At 44.6% G+C, this 24,223-nt stretch carries 23 protein-coding genes and 1 tRNA gene; 19 read left to right on the top strand and 5 right to left on the bottom strand.

Features of this window, described 5'->3' with window-relative positions:
- The 3 genes from HMPREF1985_RS04230 to HMPREF1985_RS04220 all read left to right on the top strand — a co-directional run bounded on the left by HMPREF1985_RS04230 (position 1) and on the right by HMPREF1985_RS04220 (position 2,330).
- Positions 1-801: a class I SAM-dependent methyltransferase gene (locus HMPREF1985_RS04230; protein WP_040637037.1), complete on the top strand. Its 801-nt coding sequence runs from the start codon at positions 1-3 to the stop codon at positions 799-801.
- Between the two features lie 26 nt (positions 802-827).
- Positions 828-1,625, top strand: coding sequence for an HAD-IIB family hydrolase (locus HMPREF1985_RS04225; protein WP_021771241.1), 798 nt, complete (start codon positions 828-830; stop codon positions 1,623-1,625).
- A gap of 75 nt (positions 1,626-1,700) precedes the next feature.
- On the top strand, positions 1,701-2,330 hold the full coding sequence (locus HMPREF1985_RS04220; RefSeq protein WP_040637036.1) for a hypothetical protein: 630 nt from the start codon (positions 1,701-1,703) through the stop codon (positions 2,328-2,330).
- Here the strand turns inward: HMPREF1985_RS04220 and HMPREF1985_RS04215 are convergent.
- Complete coding sequence (locus HMPREF1985_RS04215) at positions 2,327-3,109, bottom strand: metallophosphoesterase family protein (protein WP_081695798.1); 783 nt, start codon at positions 3,107-3,109, stop codon at positions 2,327-2,329. The two genes, HMPREF1985_RS04220 and HMPREF1985_RS04215, sit on opposite strands and share 4 nt — an antisense overlap.
- A gap of 115 nt (positions 3,110-3,224) precedes the next feature.
- Between HMPREF1985_RS04215 and nudC the strand changes: the two genes are divergently transcribed.
- From nudC to rpoD, 4 genes are all read left to right on the top strand, one after another.
- Positions 3,225-4,061 carry an NAD(+) diphosphatase gene (gene nudC / locus HMPREF1985_RS04210; protein ID WP_040637075.1) on the top strand — a complete coding sequence of 279 codons (837 nt, stop codon included), beginning with the start codon at positions 3,225-3,227 and terminating at the stop codon, positions 4,059-4,061.
- A 99-nt stretch (positions 4,062-4,160) separates the two neighbouring features.
- Positions 4,161-5,159, top strand: a complete 999-nt coding sequence (locus tag HMPREF1985_RS04205) for a deoxyguanosinetriphosphate triphosphohydrolase (protein ID WP_040637035.1) — start codon at positions 4,161-4,163, stop codon at positions 5,157-5,159.
- Between the two features lie 109 nt (positions 5,160-5,268).
- Complete coding sequence (dnaG, locus tag HMPREF1985_RS04200) at positions 5,269-7,044, top strand: DNA primase (protein ID WP_040637074.1); 1,776 nt, start codon at positions 5,269-5,271, stop codon at positions 7,042-7,044.
- Between the two features lie 42 nt (positions 7,045-7,086).
- A complete protein-coding gene (gene rpoD / locus HMPREF1985_RS04195) occupies positions 7,087-8,217 on the top strand; it encodes an RNA polymerase sigma factor RpoD (RefSeq protein WP_021771232.1) in 1,131 nt (376 codons plus the stop codon).
- Positions 8,218-8,531: 314 nt separating this feature from the next.
- On the opposite strand, the gene dapA is transcribed toward rpoD, so the two are convergent.
- Positions 8,532-9,416, bottom strand: coding sequence for a 4-hydroxy-tetrahydrodipicolinate synthase (dapA, locus tag HMPREF1985_RS04190; protein WP_021771231.1), 885 nt, complete (start codon positions 9,414-9,416; stop codon positions 8,532-8,534).
- 197 nt (positions 9,417-9,613) lie between these two features.
- Here dapA and HMPREF1985_RS04185 point away from each other — a divergent pair.
- The 12 genes from HMPREF1985_RS04185 to trmD all read left to right on the top strand — a co-directional run bounded on the left by HMPREF1985_RS04185 (position 9,614) and on the right by trmD (position 19,817).
- Positions 9,614-9,689 (top strand) — tRNA-Lys (locus HMPREF1985_RS04185).
- Between the two features lie 80 nt (positions 9,690-9,769).
- The gene (surE, locus tag HMPREF1985_RS04180) at positions 9,770-10,522 is read left to right on the top strand and encodes a 5'/3'-nucleotidase SurE (RefSeq protein ID WP_040637034.1); all 753 of its coding nucleotides are present in this window, start codon (positions 9,770-9,772) and stop codon (positions 10,520-10,522) included.
- An 81-nt stretch (positions 10,523-10,603) separates the two neighbouring features.
- The gene (locus HMPREF1985_RS04175) at positions 10,604-11,845 is read left to right on the top strand and encodes an adenosylhomocysteinase (protein ID WP_021771229.1); all 1,242 of its coding nucleotides are present in this window, start codon (positions 10,604-10,606) and stop codon (positions 11,843-11,845) included.
- Between the two features lie 10 nt (positions 11,846-11,855).
- Positions 11,856-13,136: an amidohydrolase gene (locus HMPREF1985_RS04170; RefSeq protein WP_021771228.1), complete on the top strand. Its 1,281-nt coding sequence runs from the start codon at positions 11,856-11,858 to the stop codon at positions 13,134-13,136.
- 140 nt (positions 13,137-13,276) lie between these two features.
- Positions 13,277-15,736, top strand: a complete 2,460-nt coding sequence (locus HMPREF1985_RS04165; protein WP_021771227.1) for an FtsK/SpoIIIE family DNA translocase — start codon at positions 13,277-13,279, stop codon at positions 15,734-15,736.
- A gap of 80 nt (positions 15,737-15,816) precedes the next feature.
- A complete protein-coding gene (ylxM, locus tag HMPREF1985_RS04160; protein ID WP_040637032.1) occupies positions 15,817-16,170 on the top strand; it encodes a YlxM family DNA-binding protein in 354 nt (117 codons plus the stop codon).
- A gap of 3 nt (positions 16,171-16,173) precedes the next feature.
- Positions 16,174-17,538 carry a signal recognition particle protein gene (gene ffh / locus HMPREF1985_RS04155; RefSeq protein ID WP_040637031.1) on the top strand — a complete coding sequence of 455 codons (1,365 nt, stop codon included), beginning with the start codon at positions 16,174-16,176 and terminating at the stop codon, positions 17,536-17,538.
- Between the two features lie 28 nt (positions 17,539-17,566).
- Positions 17,567-17,842 (top strand): 30S ribosomal protein S16, encoded by a 276-nt coding sequence (rpsP, locus tag HMPREF1985_RS04150; RefSeq protein ID WP_021771224.1) that lies wholly within the window; start codon positions 17,567-17,569, stop codon positions 17,840-17,842.
- A gap of 17 nt (positions 17,843-17,859) precedes the next feature.
- Entirely contained in the window at positions 17,860-18,087 is a 228-nt protein-coding gene (locus HMPREF1985_RS04145; protein WP_021771223.1) for a KH domain-containing protein, read from the top strand.
- Between the two features lie 81 nt (positions 18,088-18,168).
- Positions 18,169-18,591, top strand: a complete 423-nt coding sequence (locus HMPREF1985_RS04140; RefSeq protein ID WP_021771222.1) for a YlqD family protein — start codon at positions 18,169-18,171, stop codon at positions 18,589-18,591.
- Positions 18,563-19,093: a ribosome maturation factor RimM gene (rimM, locus tag HMPREF1985_RS04135; RefSeq protein ID WP_040637030.1), complete on the top strand. Its 531-nt coding sequence runs from the start codon at positions 18,563-18,565 to the stop codon at positions 19,091-19,093. Before HMPREF1985_RS04140 ends, rimM begins: the two co-directional genes overlap by 29 nt.
- Entirely contained in the window at positions 19,083-19,817 is a 735-nt protein-coding gene (gene trmD / locus HMPREF1985_RS04130; RefSeq protein WP_021771220.1) for a tRNA (guanosine(37)-N1)-methyltransferase TrmD, read from the top strand. The genes rimM and trmD overlap by 11 nt, the downstream gene beginning before the upstream one ends.
- 49 nt (positions 19,818-19,866) lie before the next feature.
- Here the strand turns inward: trmD and HMPREF1985_RS11295 are convergent, their stop codons facing one another.
- The 3 genes from HMPREF1985_RS11295 to HMPREF1985_RS04120 form a co-directional block, all read right to left on the bottom strand.
- Positions 19,867-20,154, bottom strand: coding sequence for a hypothetical protein (locus HMPREF1985_RS11295; protein ID WP_155943517.1), 288 nt, complete (start codon positions 20,152-20,154; stop codon positions 19,867-19,869).
- A 16-nt stretch (positions 20,155-20,170) separates the two neighbouring features.
- Positions 20,171-22,483 (bottom strand): carbamoyltransferase HypF, encoded by a 2,313-nt coding sequence (gene hypF / locus HMPREF1985_RS10985; RefSeq protein WP_021771218.1) that lies wholly within the window; start codon positions 22,481-22,483, stop codon positions 20,171-20,173.
- 94 nt (positions 22,484-22,577) lie between these two features.
- The gene (locus HMPREF1985_RS04120; RefSeq protein ID WP_040637028.1) at positions 22,578-24,203 is read right to left on the bottom strand and encodes a peptide chain release factor 3; all 1,626 of its coding nucleotides are present in this window, start codon (positions 24,201-24,203) and stop codon (positions 22,578-22,580) included.
- Between the last annotated feature and the right edge of the window lie 20 nt (positions 24,204-24,223).

Below are 24,223 nucleotides of genomic sequence, written 5' to 3'. Positions count from 1 at the left end.
ATGACAAAAGAAAAGCGAGCTATTGCGACGACGGGACGAAAGTGGACACGTGAAGCAGAAACACTTGCCTGTTGGGCAGCGGAGCATGCTGGAATTTCTTATGTCGAGCGCCGCGCACGATCGGAAGAAGAGCTTCGTGAATCAACTGGGGCATGGTATTTGCTCGTTGCAAAACACGGTCTCTTGACATTGGCAGCACCAAAGGATACGTTTTTCTTTCATCCGAACATGGCGCATTTGCGCTTGAAAAATTTACGTTTTGGCAGTGCTGGAACAGGGGATCACATGGTCGAAGCGATGCAGTTGCATCGCGGCATGTCCGTACTGGATTGCACGCTTGGATTCGGTGCGGATGCAATCGTATCGAGCTTTGCGGTTGAACAAGAAGGTCGCGTTGTCGGACTCGAGTCAGAACCCTTGATTGAAACGGTCGTTGGCTATGGGCTGTCCCATTTCAAAGCAGAGAATTGGCCCATGCAAGAAGCGATGCGGCGCATTGAAACACACTGTATCGAAGCATCTGTATTCTTGCAGACACAAAATAATAATGCATTTGATGTCGTTTATTTTGATCCGATGTTTCGGTATCCACTTACAGCAAGCCTGAGCTTGACGCCACTACGTGAATTGGCCAATCCTGCTGCATTAACGCCTGAGATAGTCCAAGAAGCATGTCGCGTAGCAAGATATCGCGTCGTGTTCAAAGAAAACAGCCGAAGCGAGGAATTCGCACGACTCGGGTTTACCAAAATTGTCGGTGGTAAGTACAGCAAAATACATTACGGTGTAATGGTTTTATGATAAACGGAAGTCCATTAGGAGGCAGTATGAAACGTAAAATTGCGATGATTGCGAGCGATTTGGATGGAACACTTTTGTTGGATGGAGCACAGGCGTTAACCCAAGAAGTCTTTTCACTCATACGTCGTCTGCAAGGGCATGATATCATATTTTATGCGGCGAGCGGGCGACAGTATGCCAGCTTGCGCCGTCTTTTTGCACCTGTGGCTGACGAGATTGGTTATATTTGCGAAAACGGCTGCCTAAGCTTTTTTAAAGGCAGAAAGATTTCGCAGGCATGTATGCAGGCAGATCTTGGACGTGAGATTATTCGTGCTATGCAGAGAACAGGCGGGCTGGAGGTCATGGTTTCGGGGACAGAAACGTGTTATATCCAACCGACATCTTCAAATTTTGCTGCGCTCTTACACGATGTTGTAGGAAATAATGTAACCCTTGTTCCGAGCCTACTTGACATTCCCGAACCCTATATGAAAATTTCTTTTTATGAAAAAGGCGGATTATCCGATACAAGTCCATGGAAAAAGCGCTTCGGTGATAGGTGTACCGTACAAACCGGAGGTAATGAGTGGCTGGATATCATGCCAAAAGGCGTGAATAAGTGGACTGCGATCAAAGAAAACCTCATCTGTCTCGGCATTTCAGCAGATGAAGTAATCGCGTTCGGAGATAACGAAAATGATCGTCAGATGCTCTGCCATGTTGGCTGTCCCATTACAATGGAAAAAGCACGTGCCGATATTCGCATACTCGGTCGTTACCATACGGATTCCGTCGAAAAGTCACTGCATCGCATCTTGGATGGGATAGGCTACGAATGGTAAAGCAATCATCATTTCATTGCTTGGTATCATGTTTCTCTTATATCAAATTCTCTGAAATTAGAAATGAGCGATACGATGAAAAATCCATTGCATTACCAATTGTCCAAGTATGATTGCGGACCAACGGCCATGCTCAATGCCATGAGCTTTTTGTTCGAGAGAGAAGAGATTCCGCCCGAAATCGTACGGAATATCCAGCTCTACAGCTTGGATTGTTATAGCAAGAACGGGGAACCATGCCGAGCTGGAACGAGCCGCATGGCCATGATGTTCCTATCCAACTGGCTCGATGGTTTTGGGCGTGCAACAAGGTTTCCGCTTTCGAGTCAATATCTTTCTGGCAAAGCGGTTCGTATCGGTGATGAAAGTTTGATAAATGATGCATTGGTGCGCGGCGGTGTCGCTGTCGTTCGCCTCTTTTACGGTGTAGAACATTATGTTCTTCTGACGGGACTCTCCGAAACGTATATCCGTATGTTCGATCCATGGTTTCTGCCAGAAGGTACATCTGAGTTTTCTGCTACGGACATAGAAGTAACGCTTGCTCATCCGAATGCATACAATCGATCTGTTCCAATCGCGTGTTTGAATCGTGAAGAAACCACGCCTTATGCATTAGGATGTATGGAAGACCGTGAAGCGGTTCTGTTATTCAACGAGAATACAAAGAAGACAGCACAAAACACGATCGAGTACTTTATCTAGTCTGCGCTCTGCCAACATTTCATGCTTTTGACATCCACGCAGCTAATATATCCATGTGGAAGAAAGGAGCCCGTATCGCAATCGATGATTTTATTTTGGAGACGGATAGGTCTCGTTTGCTCTTTGTGAAAAAATTGAACGGGCGTATGTCCGACCACGACGGTTTTTTCCCCATCATAGTTATGATAGAATTCCTCTCGGAGCCATAGCATGGCATCAAATTGTTTCGCATAGGGCACCTTGGGATAAAAACCGGCATGCGTAAAAATGTACTCCGTTCCTACTGCTGCAATATGATTAAGCGAAAGTACAAAAGATAGAAGCGCATGGTAGAGGGCGCTATCCTGCCAATAAACACGGGATAGGCTTTCAAACGTTTGGATTCCTCCACTATGAAGCCAGCCATGGGTCTCATCCATTGGGTCTCGAATGCTATGATTCTCAAAGTAGTTTAACATCATGGCTTCGTGATTTCCTGTCAGCGCAATGACATGTGAACTTTTTTCAGTAAGTTTCATAACGTATTGCAGGCATTCAGCACTATACTCACCGCGATCAATATAATCGCCGAGAAATACAAGCAGATCATCTTCGACACAATAGTCCATACGGTGAAAAAGAGAAAGAAGGCGTTCTAAATTTCCATGGATATCGCCGATGGCTAGAACCCGGCGAAACAGTTCGATATGGGGAACAATGACCATTCCGTCAAATGCCGAAATCGTGCAGGTTCCTAAAAGACGTGTACGTCGTTTTTCCATTTCTTCGCAAATATTCATCGTCCCGCCTCCCTTACGACTTACTTAAGAAGAGTATACCATAAAGTGTTTTGGGATGGGAGACTGCAACCCATTTCGTAATTAAGGGATGCCATACGGAAAAGTGAGGATTGTCATGATTCAAGATATTGAGCCTAGAAAATTAGATAATGTATTTCAGCCGGACATTCTTCCCGTTGAAGACAGTGTCGTTTTTTACTTCAAAAATAAGAGTGTATTGATTCGGAAAGGTGATGGAAAACTTTTTCCATCTTTTTCGGAACTGAATGAACCACAACATTGTATTTACTTATTTGCAATCGGGAAACGAGCTTTTTTCTTATTGCCAACGGATGCGTTGGCATTCATCCCGAATGGTTTCGCGTTTGAAACGATTCGGGATGTCCGGCGCACAAGAGATGCAGCTCTTCCTAGTTTCTTCGCACTCTACACGGCAGTGCATCTATCCGATTGGTATCGTGTAAATCGATTTTGTGGTGTTTGTGGGAATCCGACAGAACTCGATGGAAAAGAACGTGCCATTCGATGTCCGCACTGTGGGCATTTAATATATCCTCGTATCAATCCAGCCGTCATTGTTGGCGTTGTCAATCGGGATAGGCTGTTGGTGACGCGCTATGCGGATCAACGTGGCAGAGATAATTACGCACTTGTTGCAGGTTTTACAGAAATTGGGGAGACACTGGAGCAAACCGTGCAACGTGAAGTCATGGAGGAAGTTGGCTTAAAGGTTCAGAATATCCGATATTACAAGTCACAGCCGTGGGGAAGTGCCGCTGATATTTTAGCCGGATTTTACTGCGATTTGGATGGATGTGATTCGATTGATTTGGATACGAGCGAGCTGAGACAAGCATTTTGGGCGAGACCAAATGAAATCCGGCTCCAAACAGATGATTGGAGCCTGACAAATGAGATGATGAAACGCTTCAAAGAAGGCGAAGATTGCTAAAAGAGGCTCTCTCTTGTACCGGTTTGGAGCAGGAAAACCACTACACGTCGCGTATATATTATAGAAGCAAATAAGTTTGTATGAAAGTGAGGGACGGATATGAATGTGAGAGAGCGAATTGAGAAAGCGGAGTATGATAATCTTTCAGATTATGCAGCAAAGAGCCGAGAAGCAAGACGCAAAGAACCTATGGATGAATGTCTGTTCCGCACGAAATTCCAACGTGATCGTGATCGAATCTTGCATTCAAAATCATTTCGGCGCCTGAAGCATAAGACCCAAGTATATATCACATCAGGCGATCATTATCGGACGCGTATGACTCATAGTTTGGAAGTAGCGCAGATTTCGCGAACGATCGCAAGGGCATTGCGCTTAAATGAGGATCTTGTCGAAGCGATTGCATTGGGGCATGATGTGGGACATACCCCGTTTGGTCATGCTGGGGAGTCTGCTATGGCAGAATTGACCGGGCATTTTGCTCACAATGAACAAAGTCTTCGTGTTGTAGAATTTTTAGAACGAAGCGGATCGGGATTAAATCTCACATTTGAAGTAAAGGATGGTATTTTAAACCATACGGGAGCACATTTGCCTAAAACATTGGAAGGACGAATTGTTCGCATTGCGGATCGCATCGCTTACCTTTGCCACGATTACGATGATAGTTTGCGTGCTGGGCTTTTGCAGAAAGGCGATTTGCCAAAAGCCGTATATCAAAATTTTGGAACAGACACTTCGCATATGATCACAAGCATGGTGTCGGATATCATTTGCTCTTCAGAAAGAAAAACGGATATTGTGCTTTCGCATAATGTGAAAGCCATTATGGACGAATTTCGGCAGTTTATGTTTCAACACATCTATCATTCAGACGCACTTTCTCATGAAAGACGACAAGCTGTTTTTGTACTTTGTGAGCTCCATCATTATTTTATTGCTCATTTTGATGAGTTGCCGCAAGAATTTATCGGTAGAGAAGCACGTTGGGGCAAAGAACAGACTGTAACCGATTATGTAGCTGGTCTGACGGATAGCTATGCAGTGAAACTTTTTTCGGATATCTTCATGCCGCCCGTCTGGAGTATGGCAAGATAAAAATCATGAGGAAAACTACCTAGAAGAAGACCGGGAAACGCGAAAAGGATATTATGGCTTTTCGAGGAATATAAATGCTAGAGCACAGAGGAGCGGCATTGTGGAAGCTATGCGCAATGAACGATTAAACGAATTTGTCAAACAGGTCAGTGAGCGAACGGATCTTTTGCAGCTCGTACAGGGATATGTACCGCTGAAGCGTAAGGGAAATCGTTATTGGGGATGCTGTCCTTTTCATCAGGAGAATACGCCATCGTTTTCTGTCGTTCCAGAAAAAGGATTTTTTTACTGCTTTGGTTGTCATGCGGGAGGGAATGCGTTTAAGTTTATTTCGCTCATCGAGAACGTATCTTATTTCGAAGCGATTAAAATGCAAGCCGAGAAACTAGGGATCGAATTGCCGCGACGAGAACAAACTCCAGCGGAAATTGCACATGAACAGGAAAGGGCAGATCTTCGAAAAGTAAATGAGATGGCACGCGATTTTTTCTACAATTGTCTAACCATGACGCAGCTTGGTACACCGGGGATGGCGTATTTTAAAGCGCGTGGCATATCGGACAAGACAATAGAAGAGTTTCATCTTGGCTTTGCGCCGGCATCGTGGGATAAGCTATCGATGGCGTTCCAAAAACGCGGCGTGAAAAAGGAGCTTCTTCTTGCGTCCGGGCTATCGGCAGAACGAAAAATGGAAGGAAGCTTATATGACCGTTTTCGTGGAAGGGTGATGATCCCTATCGCAGATGAAAGAGATCGTATCGTCGGTTTTGGAGGTCGAGTGATCGATGATGCCACACCTAAGTATCTCAATTCACCTGAAACGATTCTCTTCAACAAACGGAAGCTTCTTTTCGGCCTAAATCGATCGCATAGGGCTATTCAACAAGCAGGCTACGCCATTGTTGTGGAAGGCTATATGGATGCAATTTCCGTTTTTGGCGCAGGGATTGAGAATGTCGTCGCTACGCTTGGAACTGCCTTTACCGTAGAGCATTGCAAGAAGCTTCTGCGGTACGCATCTGAAATCTGTTTTTGTTACGATAGTGACGAAGCTGGACAAAGCGCCACAATACGCGCGCTGTCGATTGTTTGTGTTACGGGAGCACGTGTAAGAGTAATCGTCGTACCAGATGGAAAAGATCCCGATGAATACATTCGAAAGCATGGCGCAGGTGCATTTAGAGCGCTTGTTTCCAAAGCGTTGCCGCTCGTGGAATACCGTTTGCGATATGTTCTTGCACATACGGATTATGATACACTCGACGGAAAAGTTCAGGCGCTTCATCAAATGTTGCCTGTTTTAACAGGCATTCGTGAAACTGCTATGCGCAACGAATATGAAAAAAAAATAGCGCGAAGCCTCATGTTGGACGAAGGCATTGTACACGATGAATTGCGACGGTATACGCATGGGAATTTGAATAAAACTGTATCATTGCCAAAGGTGCCTCGTGCACAAGATAACGCGGTGCAGCAGGCCGGACGTACAATCCTGCAGATGGCAGTACGGGATCCATCCATCCTAGATCATGTGCAAGCAGTCGTTCCTTTATCTGCAATTACCGATACAACGCAGCAGGAGATTTTTCACTTTTTGCAGAATCATAAGGGAAAGGAATTGTTTTTGGATAATATGGACGATACGCTCAGTGAGGCGGCAACGTCAGAACTTTCTAGAGCGATGGTCGAAGAGTTTGATGAGCAAAATCATGAAAGTGCCTATACGGATGCACTGCAAGTACTTTGCAAATCGTACCTTCAGATGCTGTATATCGAACACAGCCGAAAGGCAGAGGAATATCTTCGAGTAGGCAACCCTGCTTATCGAGAAGAATTAAGCGAGGTCAAGAGAATAAAACATGAAATTGATACATTGCAGCTATGATTACGCTATATGGCAAAGGCAAGCATAAGGGAGGGAAGTTAGATGGCCGAGAACAAAGAAAAGAGCGCTTCGGATGTGAGCCGAAGCGCTGAGCTCGTCACGAGACTTCTTTCAGCAGGAAAAAAAAATGGTGGCACGCTAACGTATGGCGAACTCGTAGAGGCGTTGCAAGCACAAGATCTTACGCCGGATGAAATCGACATGCTCTATGATCTATTCAGCAAACGCGGAATCGAGATTGTCGATGATTCGAATTCGAATACACAAGATGATGACGAAATGGATTCGTCGCAATCCGAAGAGGAAGTTGAGATTGATCTTTCGGTTCCGGAAGGCATCAGTATTGACGACCCCGTTCGCATGTATCTGAAAGAAATCGGTCGCGTCCCTTTATTGACGGCAGAGGAAGAGGTTGCACTTGCAAAACGTATGGAAAATGGGGAAGAGGAAGCTCAGCGGCGTCTTGCAGAGGCAAATCTACGTCTTGTTGTAAGCATTGCGAAACGATACGTTGGCCGAGGGATGCTCTTCTTGGATTTGATTCAAGAGGGAAACTTAGGCCTGATTAAGGCGGTCGAAAAATTTGACTACAACAAAGGATATAAGTTTAGTACCTATGCGACATGGTGGATTCGCCAAGCGATTACACGCGCAATTGCGGATCAAGCCCGTACGATTCGTATTCCAGTCCACATGGTCGAGACGATCAACAAACTGATTCGCGTATCGCGCCAACTTTTACAGCAGCTTGGGCGCGAGCCTCTTCCAGAAGAAATTGCAAAAGAAATGGAAATCAGTGTCGAGCGCGTGCGGGAGATCATGAAGATTGCACAGGAGCCCGTTTCTCTTGAGACGCCAATTGGTGAAGAAGAAGACTCGCATCTAGGGGATTTCATTGAAGATCAGGATGCACCAGCTCCGGCGGACGCAGCTTCCTTCATGTTGTTGAAAGAACAGTTGGAAGAAGTCTTGGATACATTGACTCCTCGAGAAGAAAAAGTTCTTCGGTTACGTTTTGGGCTCGATGATGGGCGTGCACGCACACTGGAAGAAGTCGGTCAGAACTTTGGTGTGACGCGCGAACGAATCCGTCAGATTGAAGCAAAGGCACTTCGCAAGTTGCGGCATCCAAGTCGGAGCCGCAAACTAAAGGATTTCCTGGATCCGTTATAAAAATCCCTTCGAGGCAGTGGCTGTGTAGTGATTTCAATATAGACAGTGAATGAAAGAGCCTCCTGGTGTAGAATGGAGACAACTACAACAGGAGGTTTTGCTATGCCAAGAAGTCATCCAAAATATCATGTTCTACAGTGACCAAATATCGCAGTGAATGAATATGCATGCCTCTTCCATTATGAACGAGTCAACTTAAAAGGCGGCCTTGCTCTATATGAAATACGGAGCAAGACCGTGCAAAATGAATCATTTATTTCTTTTCGTCTAACTAATTTGGGAACAGTCTACAACAAGAAGGACTCTTTTTCGTGTTATATCAAACCATGATTTTTCAATGCGTTTTCAAGCCGCAATTCATGTCTAGGCTCCATTTCGGATAGTGGCATACGCAGCGGACCGACATTATATCCCATCTTGCGCATGGCAACCTTAACGGGGATGGGGTTTACTTCACAGAACAATGCGTCGATAAGGTCGGCGTATTCGATTTGCAGCCGCGTTGCTTCTTTGACATTTCCATCAAAATAGAATTGACACATATCATGGGTTACCTTTGGTGCGACATTAGAAAGTACAGATATTACGCCTTGTCCACCGAGTGAAAGAATTGGAACGATTTGGTCATCATTACCGGAATAAACCATCAAATCATCTCCGCAAGCAGCACGCAGACGTAAGATCTTTGAGAGATCGCCATTGGCTTCCTTTACGGCAACGATATTCGGGACTTTAGCAAGTTCCACATAGGTATCAATCTGAATTCCGACGCCGGTACGTGAGGGAACATCATATAGGAAAATAGGACTATGGACACTTTCCGCAATCGCCTTGTAATGCGCAATGAGACCTTTTTGCGTGCATTTATTATAATAGGGGGTCACGACAAGTAGCCCATCTACACCAACGGATTCAGCATATTGCGAAAGTGCAATTGCATAATGCGTCTCATTTGAGCCCGTTCCTGCGATGACTGGTATGCGATGCGCCGTTCTTTCAACAGCGTATTGAATTGCCGCACGATGCTCTTCGTCGCTCATTGTTGCCGATTCACCAGTCGTTCCCGTGATTATGATAGCATCTGTTCCCTCTTTGATCTGATCATCGATAATTCGACCGAGTTCATCGAAGTTGATCCCGTTTTCCGTAAACGGAGTTATAATTGCGATCCCCGCACCTCTGAAAAGTGGCTTTTTCATAAAAAGACCTCCTAAATAATTTGGATACATACGAATTTTTTTCTAGTTCGTATTATCCCATGCAGAAGAATTAAAGTCAATATTGGAAACCTTGCAATGACGAGGAGCAAAACGAGCTTAAGGGTTGACAGATTCTTTCATACTCGATATAATCGTACTCGTTAATCGTTGTGATTAGATCCTAAAAGAACATGGATGACTCACTAGCTCAACTGGCAGAGCAACTGACTCTTAATCAGTAGGTTCACGGTTCGATTCCGTGGTGGGTCACCATTGGCTATGCGACTCCTTTGCTATCAAGGGAGTTTTTTTACGTTTTTGCATAGATATGCATTGAGAAAGGAGCCTTTTTCTTGCGAATCTTACTTTCAAATGACGATGGAATAAAAGCAGAAGGATTGGAAGCCTTGATCCATGCGTTTGCGCCGAATCATCATGTCGTCGTATCTGCTCCGATGGTACAACAAAGTGGAATGGCACATGCATTGACGGTAAGACGTTCTATGGAAGTGGAGCGTGATTTGGAGCTCGAAAAGCAATATGGGATTGAGGCGTGGAGCGTAAACGGCACGCCAACGGACTGTGTCAAACTCTATTTGGAAGCACTTGCTGAAGAAAAACCGAATGTTGTTATATCGGGGATCAATCATGGAGCGAACCTTGCAACGGATATTCTTTATTCTGGAACGGTAGGAGCAGCGATGGAAGGAATGTTGCACGATATTTCTTCATTTGCGGTATCGCTTGACATTGAAAGCGAACTATCGTACGATGAAGTGGCTTGTGTATTCGCCGATTATGTTGAGACCATAATCCAACATGCGGAAAACAAGCTCTTCTATAACGTCAATTTTCCAAAAGCTTTTTGCACGGAAAAACCGATGTTTGTTTTTGGTCGACAAGGAAAACGCGATTATCTTAATGCATTTCAGCGAGAAGAACGAGAAGATGGCCGTATCTTTTATTCTGTAGCAGGGGAAATTTTTGATACAGATAAGAGTGAACCAACTGACATTTACGCTGTGAAAGCAGGGTATATTTCCGTTACGCCATTAATGACGGATTTAACTGATTACATGACATTAGAGCGGTCACTTGATTCTTAAATCAAATGGTGACGCGTGCCCGTCTTTATGGTAAAATTGGAATTGGAACATTAGTTTTAAGGAAATAGGGGGCTATACAAAATGGAATCTATGATTCGTGACATTAAGCTAGCACCATCAGGACATGACAAAATCAACTGGGTAACGAATTTTATGCCAGTCATGAAAGCGATCAACGATGAGTTTTCGGTATCCAAGCCATTTGCTGGCAAAAAGATGGTCATCACGCTTCACCTTGAGGCAAAAACGGCCTATATGGCAAAGATTTTCAAGGATGCAGGGGCAGAGATTGCCATCACGGGAAGCAATCCGCTGTCTACACAGGATGATGTGGCAGCAGCGCTTGTGGAGGACGGACTCCACGTCTTTGCATGGCATGGCTGCTCAGAGACAGAATATGAGACCATGATCAATAAGGCACTCGACATAAAACCGGATCTTGTCATTGATGATGGCGGGGATCTCGTACACATCCTCCATACAACGCGACGCGAATTGTTAAACGGAATCCTTGGCGGCTCGGAAGAGACGACAACTGGAGTGCATCGTCTTCATGCGCTTGCTGATAAAGGAAAGCTAGCATTCCCCATGATTGCAGCGAACGATGCGTACTGCAAATTCCTTTTTGATAATCGTTATGGTACAGGACAGTCGACGTGGGATGGAATCATGCGCACGACGAACCTTGTCATCGCAGGCAAGAATGTCGTCATCGCAGGATATGGCTGGTGTGGCAAGGGCGGTGCAATGCGTGCACGCGGTCTCGGCGCGAATGTCATCATCACAGAAGTTGATCCAATTAAGGCAATTGAGGCTGTCTTTGATGGCTTCCGCGTTATGCCTATGGATGAAGCAGCAAAGATCGGTGACATTTTCCTGACTTTGACGGGCGACAAAGACGTTATTCGCAAAAATCATTTTGCGTCCATGAAAGACGGCGCCATGATGGCAAATGCTGGTCATTTTGATGTAGAGATCAATATTCCTGAGCTTGATTCGCTTTCCGTTTCGCGTCGTACCGTTCGCAATAATATCGAAGAATTTGTACAAGAGGACGGACGCAAGCTCTATCTTCTCGCAGAAGGCCGCCTTGTTAATCTCGCTTCCGGTGATGGGCATCCGGCCGAGATCATGGACCTTTCATTCGGCGTGCAATTCTTCTCCGCGCTTCATCTTCTGCACCATGGAAAGGAAATGAAGAATACCGTTCATCTTATGCCGGATGAAATCAACGTGAAGCTCGCGAACATCAAGCTCGCTTCTTTGGGGATCTCTATCGATGCACTGACGGAAGAGCAGAAAGCATATCTACATCTGGCATGAGGATGATCCAATGAAAATCTTAATAAAAAACGTTTATGCTTTTTTGCCGGATGGCACAACACCACAAACAAACATTTGCATCAAGGACGATAAAATTACTTCGATTGGCTCTATTTCGGATACGTTTGCACCGGACCATATAATTGATGGAAAGAATCATTTTGCTATTCCAGGCTTTATAAATGCGCATACACATGCTTCCATGACGTTGCTCCGTAGTTACGCTGATGATATGGAACTCATGGATTGGCTTAATCAAAAGATTTGGCCTGTCGAAGCAAAAATGAATGGGATGGACATTTATTGGGGCGCAATGCTTGCTGCACTCGAAATGATACAGTCCGGAACAACAACATTTGCTGATATGTACGGACCGAATATGGAGAAAGTAGCACAGGTTGTAGAAGAAACGGGACTTCGTGGCGTACTCTCGCGTGGCATCATTGGTGTTGCTCCAAATGGAGAAGAAAAACTTGCGGAAAACGTCCAATTATATAAGGACTATCATAATGCAGCTGATGGGCGTATCACGGTCATGTTTGGTCCGCATGCACCGTATACGTGTCCGCCTGCTTTCCTCGAAAAGGTCGCAAAAGAAGCCCAGCAGCTTGGTGCAGCAATTCACATTCACATGCATGAAACGCAAGCAGAGATCGAAGGTTCGCTCAAAGATTACGGGAAGCGTCCGTTTGCATGGGTTGAGGAGACAGGGCTTTTTGATGGCGGCAAGACGCTTGCGGCGCACTGCGTGCATTTAGATGAGTCCGACATTTCTATTATCAAGCGGCATGATATCCGCGTTGCACACAATCCAGGCAGTAATATGAAGCTGGCAAGCGGCATCGCACCAGTCCCTAAGCTTCTTGAGGAAAATGTCTGTGTTGCACTGGGAACAGATGGTACGTCGTCAAATAACAATCTCGATATGTTGGAAGAAGTTAATTTAGCAGCGATGCTGCATAAAGTTGGCACGCTTGATCCGCTAGCTGTACCTGCAGAAGAAGCACTTAGAATGGGAACAGAGTATGGCGCAACGGCATTAGGACTTGCAGGAGTTGGAAAGCTTCAGGTCGGCTATAAAGCAGATATTACACTCTTTTCGATGGACACAGCAGCATGGTATCCGCGACACAATCTCGTTTCGCTTTTGGTTTACTCCGCGCATTCGTCTTCTGTTGATACCGTTCTCGTCAATGGAAAAATTTTGATGGAGAAACGTGAACTTAAGATGATCGACGAAGAGGAAGTCCTGTATTCGGCGAATCGTTGTGCAGCTGCTCTGACTCGATAAAGAACCAATTTAGATGGCTCGCCCGCTCTCAATGGTGTGGGCTTTCTTTTGTATTGAGATAGGATGGCAAATGAGGTGATAAATTGAGAAGAACTCCGTCTAGGCGTAAACATACCCGTTCTGCAAGGAAGACGAATGATGTGAATACCGCATCCAAAAATACAGAACGCAAGTATGAGCTTATCGGTTTACTATTTTGTGCGGTAGGTCTCATTTCGATTTGCGGCATCTTGGGATTAAATGTCGGATTCGTCGGACTATATGTTGCGAAATTCTTACACTACCTTTTTGGGGTGGGTGCCATTTTTGTGACGGTACTCATTTTGATGATAGGCTGGCAGTATATGGCAAAACATCGCGGTATTGCTTATAACGTTCCTTTTTGCGGAGTTTGTGCCTTTTTCTTGATACTCCTTGCCTTGTGGCATCATATCACAGTACCGTCGGGAGAAGAGATCATGCCGGAGAACCTGACTCGAGGCGGCGGGCTGGTCGGCGGGGGACTCTTATTCGTCGTTCGCAAATTTTTCGGAGTGGATGGAAGTGTTATTTTGCTCGTATTAGCGGGCATTGCATCAATTCTACTTGCGACAAAATGGTCACTGGCATCTGGGTTGTTGAAGACCGAGGAAAAAGCAAAACGGGGTGCCAAAGCCACGGGTGCGGCAATTGCACTCACCTACGAGAAAGTCACTGAAGCGAGTGACCATGTCGAACAACAAATTGTAACGAAAGTGCGGGAACATGTCAAAAACTCGTTCTACAATCAAGATAAGGATACCCATTTTGAGGGAGTTTATCCGTCATCTGCGATGCAATCAGAAGAAATTTCCACGGAAGACGTTCCTTCCATTGATCCTTCTTCCATGCAGGATACAGAATCATCTGTTCCACACTTTACGATTGAATACAGCAGCGAAGAACTAGAGGGGTCTTTCCCAGAACAAGTGCCGCACATGCCTCCTGTCGTTTCTCCTTCATCGAAGCCTGTATGCAAGAATACGGTGTCGATGCCAAACTATGATGAGATTGCGCCCATTATGCCGGCGGCTGCGCTAATGGATGGCTCTACAGCGGCTCCTACCGCAATACAGCACGTAAAAGACACAGATCAAGAGCAAGGACAAAAGGCCGTAATCAAACCTTACGAATTGCCTTCCGTGGAAAAGCTCTTATCGAAACGAGAGAAAAAAAGAAATGCAACGCTATCCTTGGAAATCGAGGAAAAAGCAGCCATTCTGCAAAAGACGCTTTCCGATTTTCGCGTTCAAGCAAAGATTATTAATGCATGTCATGGTCCGGCTGTAACCCGCTATGAACTAGAACCTGCACCGGGGGTAAAAGTCAGTAAGATCACGAATCTAGCAGAAGATTTAGCACTCAGCTTAGCCGCAGCAGCAATTCGCATAGAGCCGATTCCCGGAAAGGCTGCGATCGGTATTGAAGTGCCAAATAAAGAATTGGAAGGGGTTCCGTTACGTGAAGTTTTAGAGAACAAACAATTTTCCAAAGCAAAATCCAAGCTTACAGTTGGACTTGGAATCGATATCGGTGGCAAACCAATTTTTGCCGATCTTGCTAAGATGCCGCATCTGCTCGTAGCAGGTGCGACGGGATCTGGGAAGTCAGTCTGCATCAATACACTCATTACGAGCATCTTGTTCAAGGCTACGCCAGAGGAAGTTAAATTTATCTTGGTTGATCCGAAGATGGTTGAACTCTCAAACTACAACGGAATTCCACATTTAATGGTTCCTGTTGTGACAGAAGCAAAAAAAGCTGCATCTGTTCTGAATTGGTCCGTGCAAGAAATGGAAAAACGCTATGAGAAGTTTGCTGATTGCGGTGTGCGGAACATGGAATCGTATAATGCGAAGTTTGAAGATGATAAGATGCCGGCTGTCGTCATCATCATTGATGAGCTTGCCGATCTCATGATGGTGGCTCCACATGATGTAGAAGATGCCATTTGCCGTCTTGCTCAAAAGGCACGTGCGGCAGGAATCCACATGGTTCTCGCAACCCAGCGTCCATCTGTCGATGTCATTACGGGCATCATCAAAGCAAATATTCCATCACGTATTTCATTTGCTGTATCAAGCCAAATCGATTCGCGTACTATTTTAGATCGAAGTGGAGCGGAAAAACTGCTTGGCAAGGGAGATATGCTTTTTTTCCCGGTTGGCACATCAAAGCCGACACGTGTGCAAGGCGCTTTTATCAGTGATGAGGAAGTCGAAGGCCTTTTGGAATTCATTCGTTCGCAAGGACAAGAAATGGAAGCAAACGAAGAAATTATCTCCTTTACGGAGAATGCAGCACGTGAAGAAGCGGAGGCAGAAGAGTCAAAATCCAAAGTGAAGCATGAAAAACGAGACAAGCTCCTTCTCGATGCAGTCGAACTTGTTATGACAACAGGTCAGGCCTCAACCTCTTCGATTCAACGTCGTTTTCGAATTGGTTATACGCGGGCGGGACGTTTGATTGATATGATGGAAGCGCTTCATATTGTCGGACCGAATGTCGGAAGCAAACCACGCGAAATTTTAATGTCAAGTGAACAGGCGATGGAAGCAGCATCCCATATGATAAATGATTAAATTAGCTACTGACAAGGGAAAACACTTGACAGTACTTCTAAGAACCGATATAATAGCTCATGGTTAGAGTTGAGGTATGGATGAATCAGTTTCTACATTTATCAGCACTTTTTGACCTGTATGGATCGCTTTTGACAGGGAGGCAACAAGATTGTCTTCGCATGCATCTCTATGAAGACTTCTCTTTGTCTGAGATCGCTGAAACGTTAGGCATATCACGACAGGCCGTTTACGATAATATTCATCGTTCAACGGATGCGATGGAGTCGTATGAAAAAAAAATGAGGCTTGCAGCGCGATATCAGAAAGAACGCTTGAGGCTTAATGAAATTTATGAAGCTGTTCTCGCTATGCGAGATACGGAAAATGCTGAAGTTATTGATGCGATTTTGAGTCGTTTTGAACCGTTTTTACGATGTATGCGGGAGGTATGATTTTTGATTTTTCAAAGCTTGTCAGATCGCCTGCAAGAAACCTTCAAAAGACTTCGAGGACATGGAAGACTGACAGAAGATGATGTGAATGAAGCGATGCGCGAAGTGCGTATGGCACTTCTTGAAGCGGACGTGAACTTCAAAGTAGTCAAGAAATTCATTAAAGCCGTTCGGGATCGCGCAATTGGGCAGGAAGTTTTGGAAACCTTGACGCCTGCACAAGTCGTTGTAAAAATCGTCGATGAAGAACTTACTGCCTTGATGGGCGGGACACAGTCTCGTTTGAATATCAGCCCACAACCGCCGACAATCATAATGATGGCAGGTCTGCAAGGTGCAGGAAAGACGACTTCCGCAGGAAAGCTAGGACTTTCGCTCAAGGCACAGGGAAAGCATCCATTACTTGTTGCAGCTGATATTTATCGCCCTGCGGCAGTAAGGCAGCTTCAGGTACTAGGAGAGCAGCTATCCATTCCCGTTTTTTCTATGAAGCATGGAACAGATGCCGTCACAATAGCGGAATCCTCACTGGATTATGCACAATCCCATGCTTGTGATGCTGTTCTAGTTGATACAGCTGGACGTTTGCAAATTGATGAACCGCTCATGCAGGAGCTGAAAGACATCAAGGAGCGAATTCATCCACACGAGATCTTGCTTGTTGTTGATGCAATGACGGGGCAGGAGTCTGTAAACGTAGCTGAGACCTTTAACAAAGCGTTAGGTCTAGATGGCGTGATCATGACGAAGCTTGATGGTGATGCTCGCGGTGGCGCGGCGTTATCCGTCAAGGCAGTTACGGGAGTACCGATTAAGTTCATCGGTTTCGGAGAAAAGCTGGAGCCGCTCGAACCGTTCCATCCTGATCGTATGGCATCCCGTATTCTCGGTATGGGCGATGTACTCTCTTTAGTCGAAAAGGCGCAGGCTACCTTCGATATGGAAGAAGCTAAGCGCATGGAGAAAAAACTTCGAAAGAACGAATTTACGTTAGATGATTTTCTTAATCAAATGCAGCAAGTAAAAAAATTGGGGTCTCTCGATAGTATTCTAGGAATGATTCCGGGAATGGGGGGGCTGAAAAAGCAGCTTGCGGGGCAGGACATTGATCTCGATGGCAGGGAGATGCGTCAAATCGAAGCAATCATACGTTCCATGACGCCAAAAGAACGGGCAGATACCAGCGTCATAAATGGAAGTCGTCGTAAACGAATTGCACTGGGCAGTGGTACTCGTGTGCAGGATGTCAACAAGTTGTTAAAGCAATTTAACGAGATGCGAAAAATGATGAAAAAAATGAAGAATATGCAAAAAGGTAAGGGAATGTTGCCGAACTTCGGCTTCTCCAAAATGCCGTTTATGCATTGATTTATTTCCTTGAAAGGTGGTGAAATACATGGCAGTTAAGATTCGTTTGAATCGTATGGGTGCAAAGAAGTCTCCTTTCTATCGCATTGTTGTTGCGGATTCCCGCGCACCGCGCGATGGTCGTTTTATCGAGATTCTTGGCAATTACGATCCATCTAAAACGGCAGATGCTGTAAGTGTCGACGAGGCTAAGGTTCTCGATTGGATGAGCAAGGGAGCCAAGCCGACGGATACCGTCAAAAATCTTCTTAGCAAGCAGGGCATTATGGCGAAGTTCGCCTCAGCCAAGAATGCTAAGAACTGATTTGGAGGACTTGCAGCATGAAAACAATTGTTGAAGTTATCGCCAAGTCATTAGTGGATCATCCAGAAGATGTCAATGTGGAAGTCAAAGGCGAAGATCTAGAAGTCGTATTGGAGCTACACGTTGCAGAGGATGATATGGGCAAGGTTATTGGCCGACAAGGACGGATTGCAAGAGCAATTCGGACCGTGGTCAAAGCCGCAGCAACACGAGAAAATAAAAAAGTCTCGGTTGAGATTGTCTAAAAACAGCGGCAAGCTTTCCAAGCGGAGGTCTTGCCGCTGTTTTGCAATCACGTTATTTATAATCGTACAAAGGGGAATAAGATGGATACAGTTTCACTGAAGATGCCTGTTACGATCAAGGCAAAATTGACGGAAAAGTTAAAAGCAAAGCTTCTGAAAGATTTGGATGAAGGCATCGAACGTGCCAAGTTAGAGGTACAACAGATTGATATTCAGGAGAAGCGCGTTCTTCAGGAAAATGAAGCAGCAGACCCAACTTCGCAGGACATGCATCGAATGAATGCTATTCGTCAGCATTTTGGGGAAGAGCGTCAAAAGCGATTGGATTATTGTGAACAAGCTGCAGCTCGCAAAGAGGAAACTGAAAAGCTTGTGATTGGTGCTGAAATCGTTCAGGGAACGCTTGAGCGTCAAGTGGAAGTCCACATTGGAGACGATATGCGTGAACTTATGAATGTGGAAGTGTTGGTACAAGATGACAAGATTATCGCCATCCGAGGATAAGGCAGAACGCATTGCGATTGGAAAAGTAGGTGCTGTTCACGGGATTCGTGGAGAAGTTCGTATCATTCCCTTGACCGATTTCGTAGATCGTTTTATGAAGATGAATGTCGTCATGGTTGGGAATGAACCGCTGCACATTGAATCTTGTAGATATCATAAACAGTTCGTACTGCTCAAATTTCGAGAATATCCCACTCGTGAGGACGCGATGCACTTAAATGGACGATTGTTGACGATTGCGCGTGACGAAGTGACACCTCTTGACGAAGGAGAGTATTATACGTTTGATATCATTGGGCTGACCGTTTTTGACCTAGATGGAAACGAGTTAGGTCGAGTAGATAATATTCTTCGTACTGGCAGCAACGATGTTTATCAAGTACATAGCAAAGATGGAAAAGAAGTTTTGATCCCCGCATTGAAGTCTGTCGTTAAAGCAATCGATATCGCACAGGGTAAAATGATTGTCGATCTGTTGGAGGAAACAGAAGATGCGCGTTGATATTTTGACGCTTTTTCCCAGTATGTTTGCTGGCCCATTCGGCGCAAGCATTACGAAGCGAGCTGTTGACAACGGCATTTTAGATATTCATCTTACCGACTTTCGAGACTTTTCATTTGACAAGCATAGGCATGTAGATGATTCTCCGTTTGGTGGCGGTGCGGGAATGGTGATAAAGCCAGAGCCACTTTATCGAGCAATGCATTTTATTCTCACACAAACAAAAGCGTATGCCGGTCATCGGCGCATCTTGCTTATGGATCCTTCTGGCACTGTTTTTACACAGGATAAGGCAAAAGAACTTGCTACATTCGATCAGCTCATTTTTATTTGTGGACACTATGAAGGATTTGATGCGCGTATCTGTGCTCTTGCCGATGAATCCATTTCTATTGGGGATTTTGTTTTGACGGGTGGAGAACTTCCTGCAATGGTCATCACGGATTCCGTTTCTCGTATGCTTCCAGGCGTTTTAGGCGATTCGGATTCTGCTCCGACCGATTCCTTTTATGAAGGGATTTTGGGATACCCTCAGTATACGCGGCCACGTGAGTTTGAGGGAATGTGTGTTCCCGATATCCTTCTTTCAGGTGACCATGCAAGAATTCGAGCATGGAGACGAGAGCAATCATTGCGACTGACGAAAGAAAAACGGCCAGACTTATTGCAAAATGCGAACCTCACAAAGCAGGACAAAGACTTTTTGGCATCGATCAACAGTTAAAGAATAATCGTTTCTTCAAATAAATCCAAGACATTGTTGTGCATGGGATCTATTTTCCTATTCGCCAATATTTCCAAGCCATAAGCCCGTGGCAAATAAAAAATACTGCCATTCCAACTAAGAATAAGCCGCCTGCAATGGGGCGGGAAGCAGAGAGCCATTGCGCCTCACCAAAAGTCAGCGTACCAGATACATTCACTGCAACTAAAAATAAAAAGGATCGGATACGATATGCTCGCGTCAATATACCAATGCGTTTTAATGAAATTGTGAAAATTGAGATTCCAAAGGTTTGAATTAAGGCATAAAACAGAAGATGAAATACGGAAATAAGCATAACGCTCCACTCCTCTTTATTCTTCATTTAAATGGACGATTGCTGCTGTGGCTTGTCCAAGGCAAAGACCACCATCATTCGGTGGAATGAGGCTATGTGTTAATACGTGAAACCCATTTGACATAAGTCTGCTCTCTATTAAACGCACAAGAAAAAGATTTTGAAATACGCCGCCGCTTAGTGCAACCGTACAGATTCCAGTTTTTTCTTTTATTTGGTTGCAAGCATTCGAAATGGAATCTGCTAAACGAATATGAAAATAATACGCAGACAGCCGAACATCGATACCGGCTATACATTCTTGTAAAGCTGCATAAAACATTTCAAAAGTCGGTAAAAAGAATCGTCCCGTTTTCGATTCTTTTTTTAGTGGAATTAATGGGAGAGAAGAATCTGCTTCCATTAATTCGCCTTCTTCAGCAGCGAATTGAAGAAACATGGACGCCTCTCCTTCAAAAGTAGATTTGCGTCGAATGCCAAGAAGTGCACTTATTGCATCGAATAGACGTCCTGCACTCGTCGAAATAATACCATTCAGATTGTTTTCCAATAAGATGGATTGAGTTTTCCATTCCTGATCCGAACAGAGGTTTAGTGATTTTGCATACGTTCGTGCTTCTTCTGCAGTAGCACACAAATGATATAGCATGGAAACTGCTACACGCCAACCTTCACGTGCTGCTGCATCTCCGCCAAATTGCCAAAACGGTTCAATAGAACCAAGACGCAAGAAACCATGATAATCTGCTTGAAGGATTTCCCCGCCCCATATAGTCTCATCCGTTCCATATCCTGTTCCGTCAAATGAAATTCCGATGACCGGATCCGAATATTGGTTCTCTGCCATGCAGGATAAAATATGAGCATAATGATGCTGAATCGGAAAGAGCGGTGTGTTTAGCGTTTTGGCATATGCCGTCGTATTATATCGCGGATGTAAATCACATGCTATGAGACTGGGAGTACATTCAAAAAGCGATTCAAATAATAATACGGAGTCTTTTAAGGCCGTTAAAGTACGCAAATCGCTCATATCTCCGATATAAGGCGATGGATAGATCAGATTATCACGAACGATCGCAAATGTATTTTTCAATTCTCCGCCGATTGCCAAGACTTGTCCATGAAGCGTTTGATTTAAAGAGAATGGAAGTGGGGTATATCCTCTGCTTCTTCGTATCATATAAGGCTTATCATGCAACCAGTCCATGACACTATCATCTGCTCGCAGCCGTATTCGACGATTATTGGATAGAATAAGATCACATATTTTTCCTAACAGCATATCTGAAGCTTCCTCGTCCGTATGACAAATTGGCGCTCCACTTGGATTGCCACTTGTCATAATCAAAGAATCCGGCATCTCTATTCCATCTGGATAATCAAACAATAGCATTTGGATCGGTGCGTAGGGGAGCATCACACCGATTTTCGGATTTCCTGGCGCAACGGAACTGGCTAACTGGAAATGCTCTTTTTTTTGCAAAAGAAGGATAGGTTTCTGATGCCCTGTAAGAATCTTTTCTTGCTTCTTATGCTCAAATATACATTGATTATGAACGATGTCCATATTTCGCATCATAACGGCAAAAGGCTTTACAGGACGTGATTTTCTTTCTCTCAAGCGTTTTACCGCGATTTCATCATAAGCATCACAGCATAGATGAAATCCTCCTATTCCTTTTATCGCAATGATAGATCCATTTTTTATAGCCTTTCGAGCCCTTGTGATAGCCGCTGCTCCTCGAATACATGGTTCACCAACGAGATAAACTTCTGGTCCGCACGCATTGCAGCAGATCGGCTGTGCATCATATCGACGAGTATCAGGAGAAGTGTATTCCACGTGGCAGGCATGGCACATTGGAAAGTCCTTCATGCTGGTTCGTTCACGATCATACGGCATGGATTCAAGAATGGTCAAACGCGGTCCACAGGCAGTACAGTTTATAAACGGATGCAGATATCGACGATTCGACGAATCGAACAGTTCATTACGGCACGTTTCACAAGTTGCGATATCAGGGGATATGAAAATGGCACCGGTTTCTTTTTCGCTGTCGATGATATCGAAAGATTCAAATACATGTGAGGATGATCGTTCAACTTTTTCCAAACTTACGATGTCAGACCGTTCTGGCGCTCGATCCAAAATATCCTGTTGAAATTGATCCAGTATTTTTTTCTCGCCTTGTGCAAAAATTTCCACATAGGAGCCTTTGTTGCAAACCGTACCGAAAATATTTTGTTCTTTTGCAAGCCTGCTGATAAAAGGACGGAAGCCAACGCCTTGAACGATGCCGAATACACGGATGCGATAGAGCACCATAGAATATGCACCTCATTTGGAATACGTCTTACTATAATTATAACTTCCGATAATTTATACTTATCGGAAGTTATATGAAATCATCGATGAAATACTATACTTCTCTTTTATCAAATGGAACATGATTTAAGAGCAGGTTCGGATTGTTATCTGTAATCCATCCTAATGCCCATTCGTTGCTGACAAGCAAGACAGGTGCACCATTCAGGTCATAGACAAACATACCACGATCAGCACCTTTCAATGATGCCGGTGTGATTTCAGAACCATCTTTGGCCGCCATCCATCTCGCTAATTCATAAGGCTGCATATTCATGACGATATCGACATGATACTCATTTTTTAGTCGGTATTCCAAAACTTCAAACTGTAGCGTCCCAACCGTGCCAACGATATACGATTCCGTTCCTGCACCAGCCTGCTGAAAAAGCTGTATCGCGCCTTCTTGGGTCAACTGCTCAATGCCCTTTACGAACTGTTTTCTTTTCATCGTATCCTTGGCTTGAACGCGAGCAAATTTTTCTGGAGGAAATACAGGAAAGTCCGCAAACTTAAACTTTTTATCTTCATCGCAAATCGTATCGCCTATGCCGAAAATACCGGGATCGAAAAGCCCTACGATATCTCCCGGATATGCGATATCGATAATTTGCCTATCCTGTGCCAAAAACTGCTGTGGCTGAGCAAGCTTGATGATTTTCCCACTTTTCTCATGCCAAACATTCATATTGCGTTCGAATTTTCCGGAACAGATACGAATAAACGCCAAACGATCTCGATGTGCCGGATTCATATTAGCCTGTATCTTAAAGATAAATGCAGAGAATTTTTCATCATTTGGTTCAATTATCCCAATAGATGAATCACGTGGTGCAGGAGGTGGTGCGAGTTCGATATACCCATCAAGGAAGTCTTGAACGCCAAAATTCGTCATAGCCGAACCGAAATAGATCGGCGTGAGTTCTCCTGCTGCCACCTTTTCTAAATCAAATTCTTCTCCAGCTTCATCTAGGAGTTCCAAATCCTCCTTTAACGCCTTCCATGTCGTATTTCCGACACGCTTCACAAGTTCTGGTGAAGCGGCTTCGTAAATATCGGCGCTTCTGGCCTCTTGCCCATGTGTAGTGTCTGCCGCAAAGAGTGCGGCCTTATTATTACGGCGATCAAAAACGCCAAGGTACTGTCCGTCTGTCCCAATCGGCCAGTTCATGGGATAAGCGCGGATACCGAGCACGTTCTCGATTTCATCCAAGATGTCGATCGGCATCTTGCCATAATGATCCAGTTTGTTAATGAACGTAAAAATAGGGATCCCGCGCTGTTTGCAAACCTTGAAAAGTTTTTTTGTTTGATCCTCTACTCCTTTTGCCACATCAATGACCATGACGGCACTATCTACGGCCATAAGTGTACGATATGTGTCTTCTGAGAAGTCCTGATGCCCTGGCGTATCGAGTATATTGATACGGTATCCAGCATACTCAAATTGTAATACAGAACTCGTAACTGAGATACCGCGCTGTTTTTCAATTTCCATCCAATCCGATACGGCATGACGTTGTGTTTTTCTTGATTTTATCGAGCCTGCCAAGTGAATGGCACCGCCGTATAGCAAAAGTTTTTCTGTAAGTGTCGTTTTTCCGGCATCTGGATGGGAAATAATGGCAAAAGTACGTCGTTTTCTTATCGCATTATCGAGTTCATTTTTTAGCGTAGACAAAGTGTATCCTCCCGTTTTCT

The sequence above is a fragment of the Mitsuokella sp. oral taxon 131 str. W9106 genome, from assembly GCF_000469545.1.
GTDB lineage: Bacteria > Bacillota > Negativicutes > Selenomonadales > Selenomonadaceae > AWVT01.
This window is presented reverse-complemented; position numbering and strand designations above follow the sequence as displayed.

Bases quoted from the DNA above. Each gene is read 5' to 3' on its own strand.
- HMPREF1985_RS04230 (WP_040637037.1), top strand. From the start codon at position 1: ATGACAAAAGAAAAGCGAGCTATTGCGACGACGGGACGAAAGTGGACA.
- HMPREF1985_RS04225 (WP_021771241.1), top strand. From the start codon at position 828: ATGAAACGTAAAATTGCGATGATTGCGAGCGATTTGGATGGAACACTT.
- HMPREF1985_RS04220 (WP_040637036.1), top strand. From the start codon at position 1,701: ATGAAAAATCCATTGCATTACCAATTGTCCAAGTATGATTGCGGACCA.
- HMPREF1985_RS04215 (WP_081695798.1), bottom strand. From the start codon at position 3,109: ATGAATATTTGCGAAGAAATGGAAAAACGACGTACACGTCTTTTAGGA.
- nudC (WP_040637075.1), top strand. From the start codon at position 3,225: ATGATTCAAGATATTGAGCCTAGAAAATTAGATAATGTATTTCAGCCG.
- HMPREF1985_RS04205 (WP_040637035.1), top strand. From the start codon at position 4,161: ATGAATGTGAGAGAGCGAATTGAGAAAGCGGAGTATGATAATCTTTCA.
- dnaG (WP_040637074.1), top strand. From the start codon at position 5,269: ATGCGCAATGAACGATTAAACGAATTTGTCAAACAGGTCAGTGAGCGA.
- rpoD (WP_021771232.1), top strand. From the start codon at position 7,087: ATGGCCGAGAACAAAGAAAAGAGCGCTTCGGATGTGAGCCGAAGCGCT.
- dapA (WP_021771231.1), bottom strand. From the start codon at position 9,416: ATGAAAAAGCCACTTTTCAGAGGTGCGGGGATCGCAATTATAACTCCG.
- HMPREF1985_RS04175 (WP_021771229.1), top strand. From the start codon at position 10,604: ATGGAATCTATGATTCGTGACATTAAGCTAGCACCATCAGGACATGAC.
- HMPREF1985_RS04170 (WP_021771228.1), top strand. From the start codon at position 11,856: ATGAAAATCTTAATAAAAAACGTTTATGCTTTTTTGCCGGATGGCACA.
- ylxM (WP_040637032.1), top strand. From the start codon at position 15,817: ATGAATCAGTTTCTACATTTATCAGCACTTTTTGACCTGTATGGATCG.
- rpsP (WP_021771224.1), top strand. From the start codon at position 17,567: ATGGCAGTTAAGATTCGTTTGAATCGTATGGGTGCAAAGAAGTCTCCT.
- HMPREF1985_RS04145 (WP_021771223.1), top strand. From the start codon at position 17,860: ATGAAAACAATTGTTGAAGTTATCGCCAAGTCATTAGTGGATCATCCA.
- HMPREF1985_RS04140 (WP_021771222.1), top strand. From the start codon at position 18,169: ATGGATACAGTTTCACTGAAGATGCCTGTTACGATCAAGGCAAAATTG.
- rimM (WP_040637030.1), top strand. From the start codon at position 18,563: ATGACAAGATTATCGCCATCCGAGGATAAGGCAGAACGCATTGCGATT.
- trmD (WP_021771220.1), top strand. From the start codon at position 19,083: ATGCGCGTTGATATTTTGACGCTTTTTCCCAGTATGTTTGCTGGCCCA.
- HMPREF1985_RS11295 (WP_155943517.1), bottom strand. From the start codon at position 20,154: ATGCTTATTTCCGTATTTCATCTTCTGTTTTATGCCTTAATTCAAACC.
- hypF (WP_021771218.1), bottom strand. From the start codon at position 22,483: ATGGTGCTCTATCGCATCCGTGTATTCGGCATCGTTCAAGGCGTTGGC.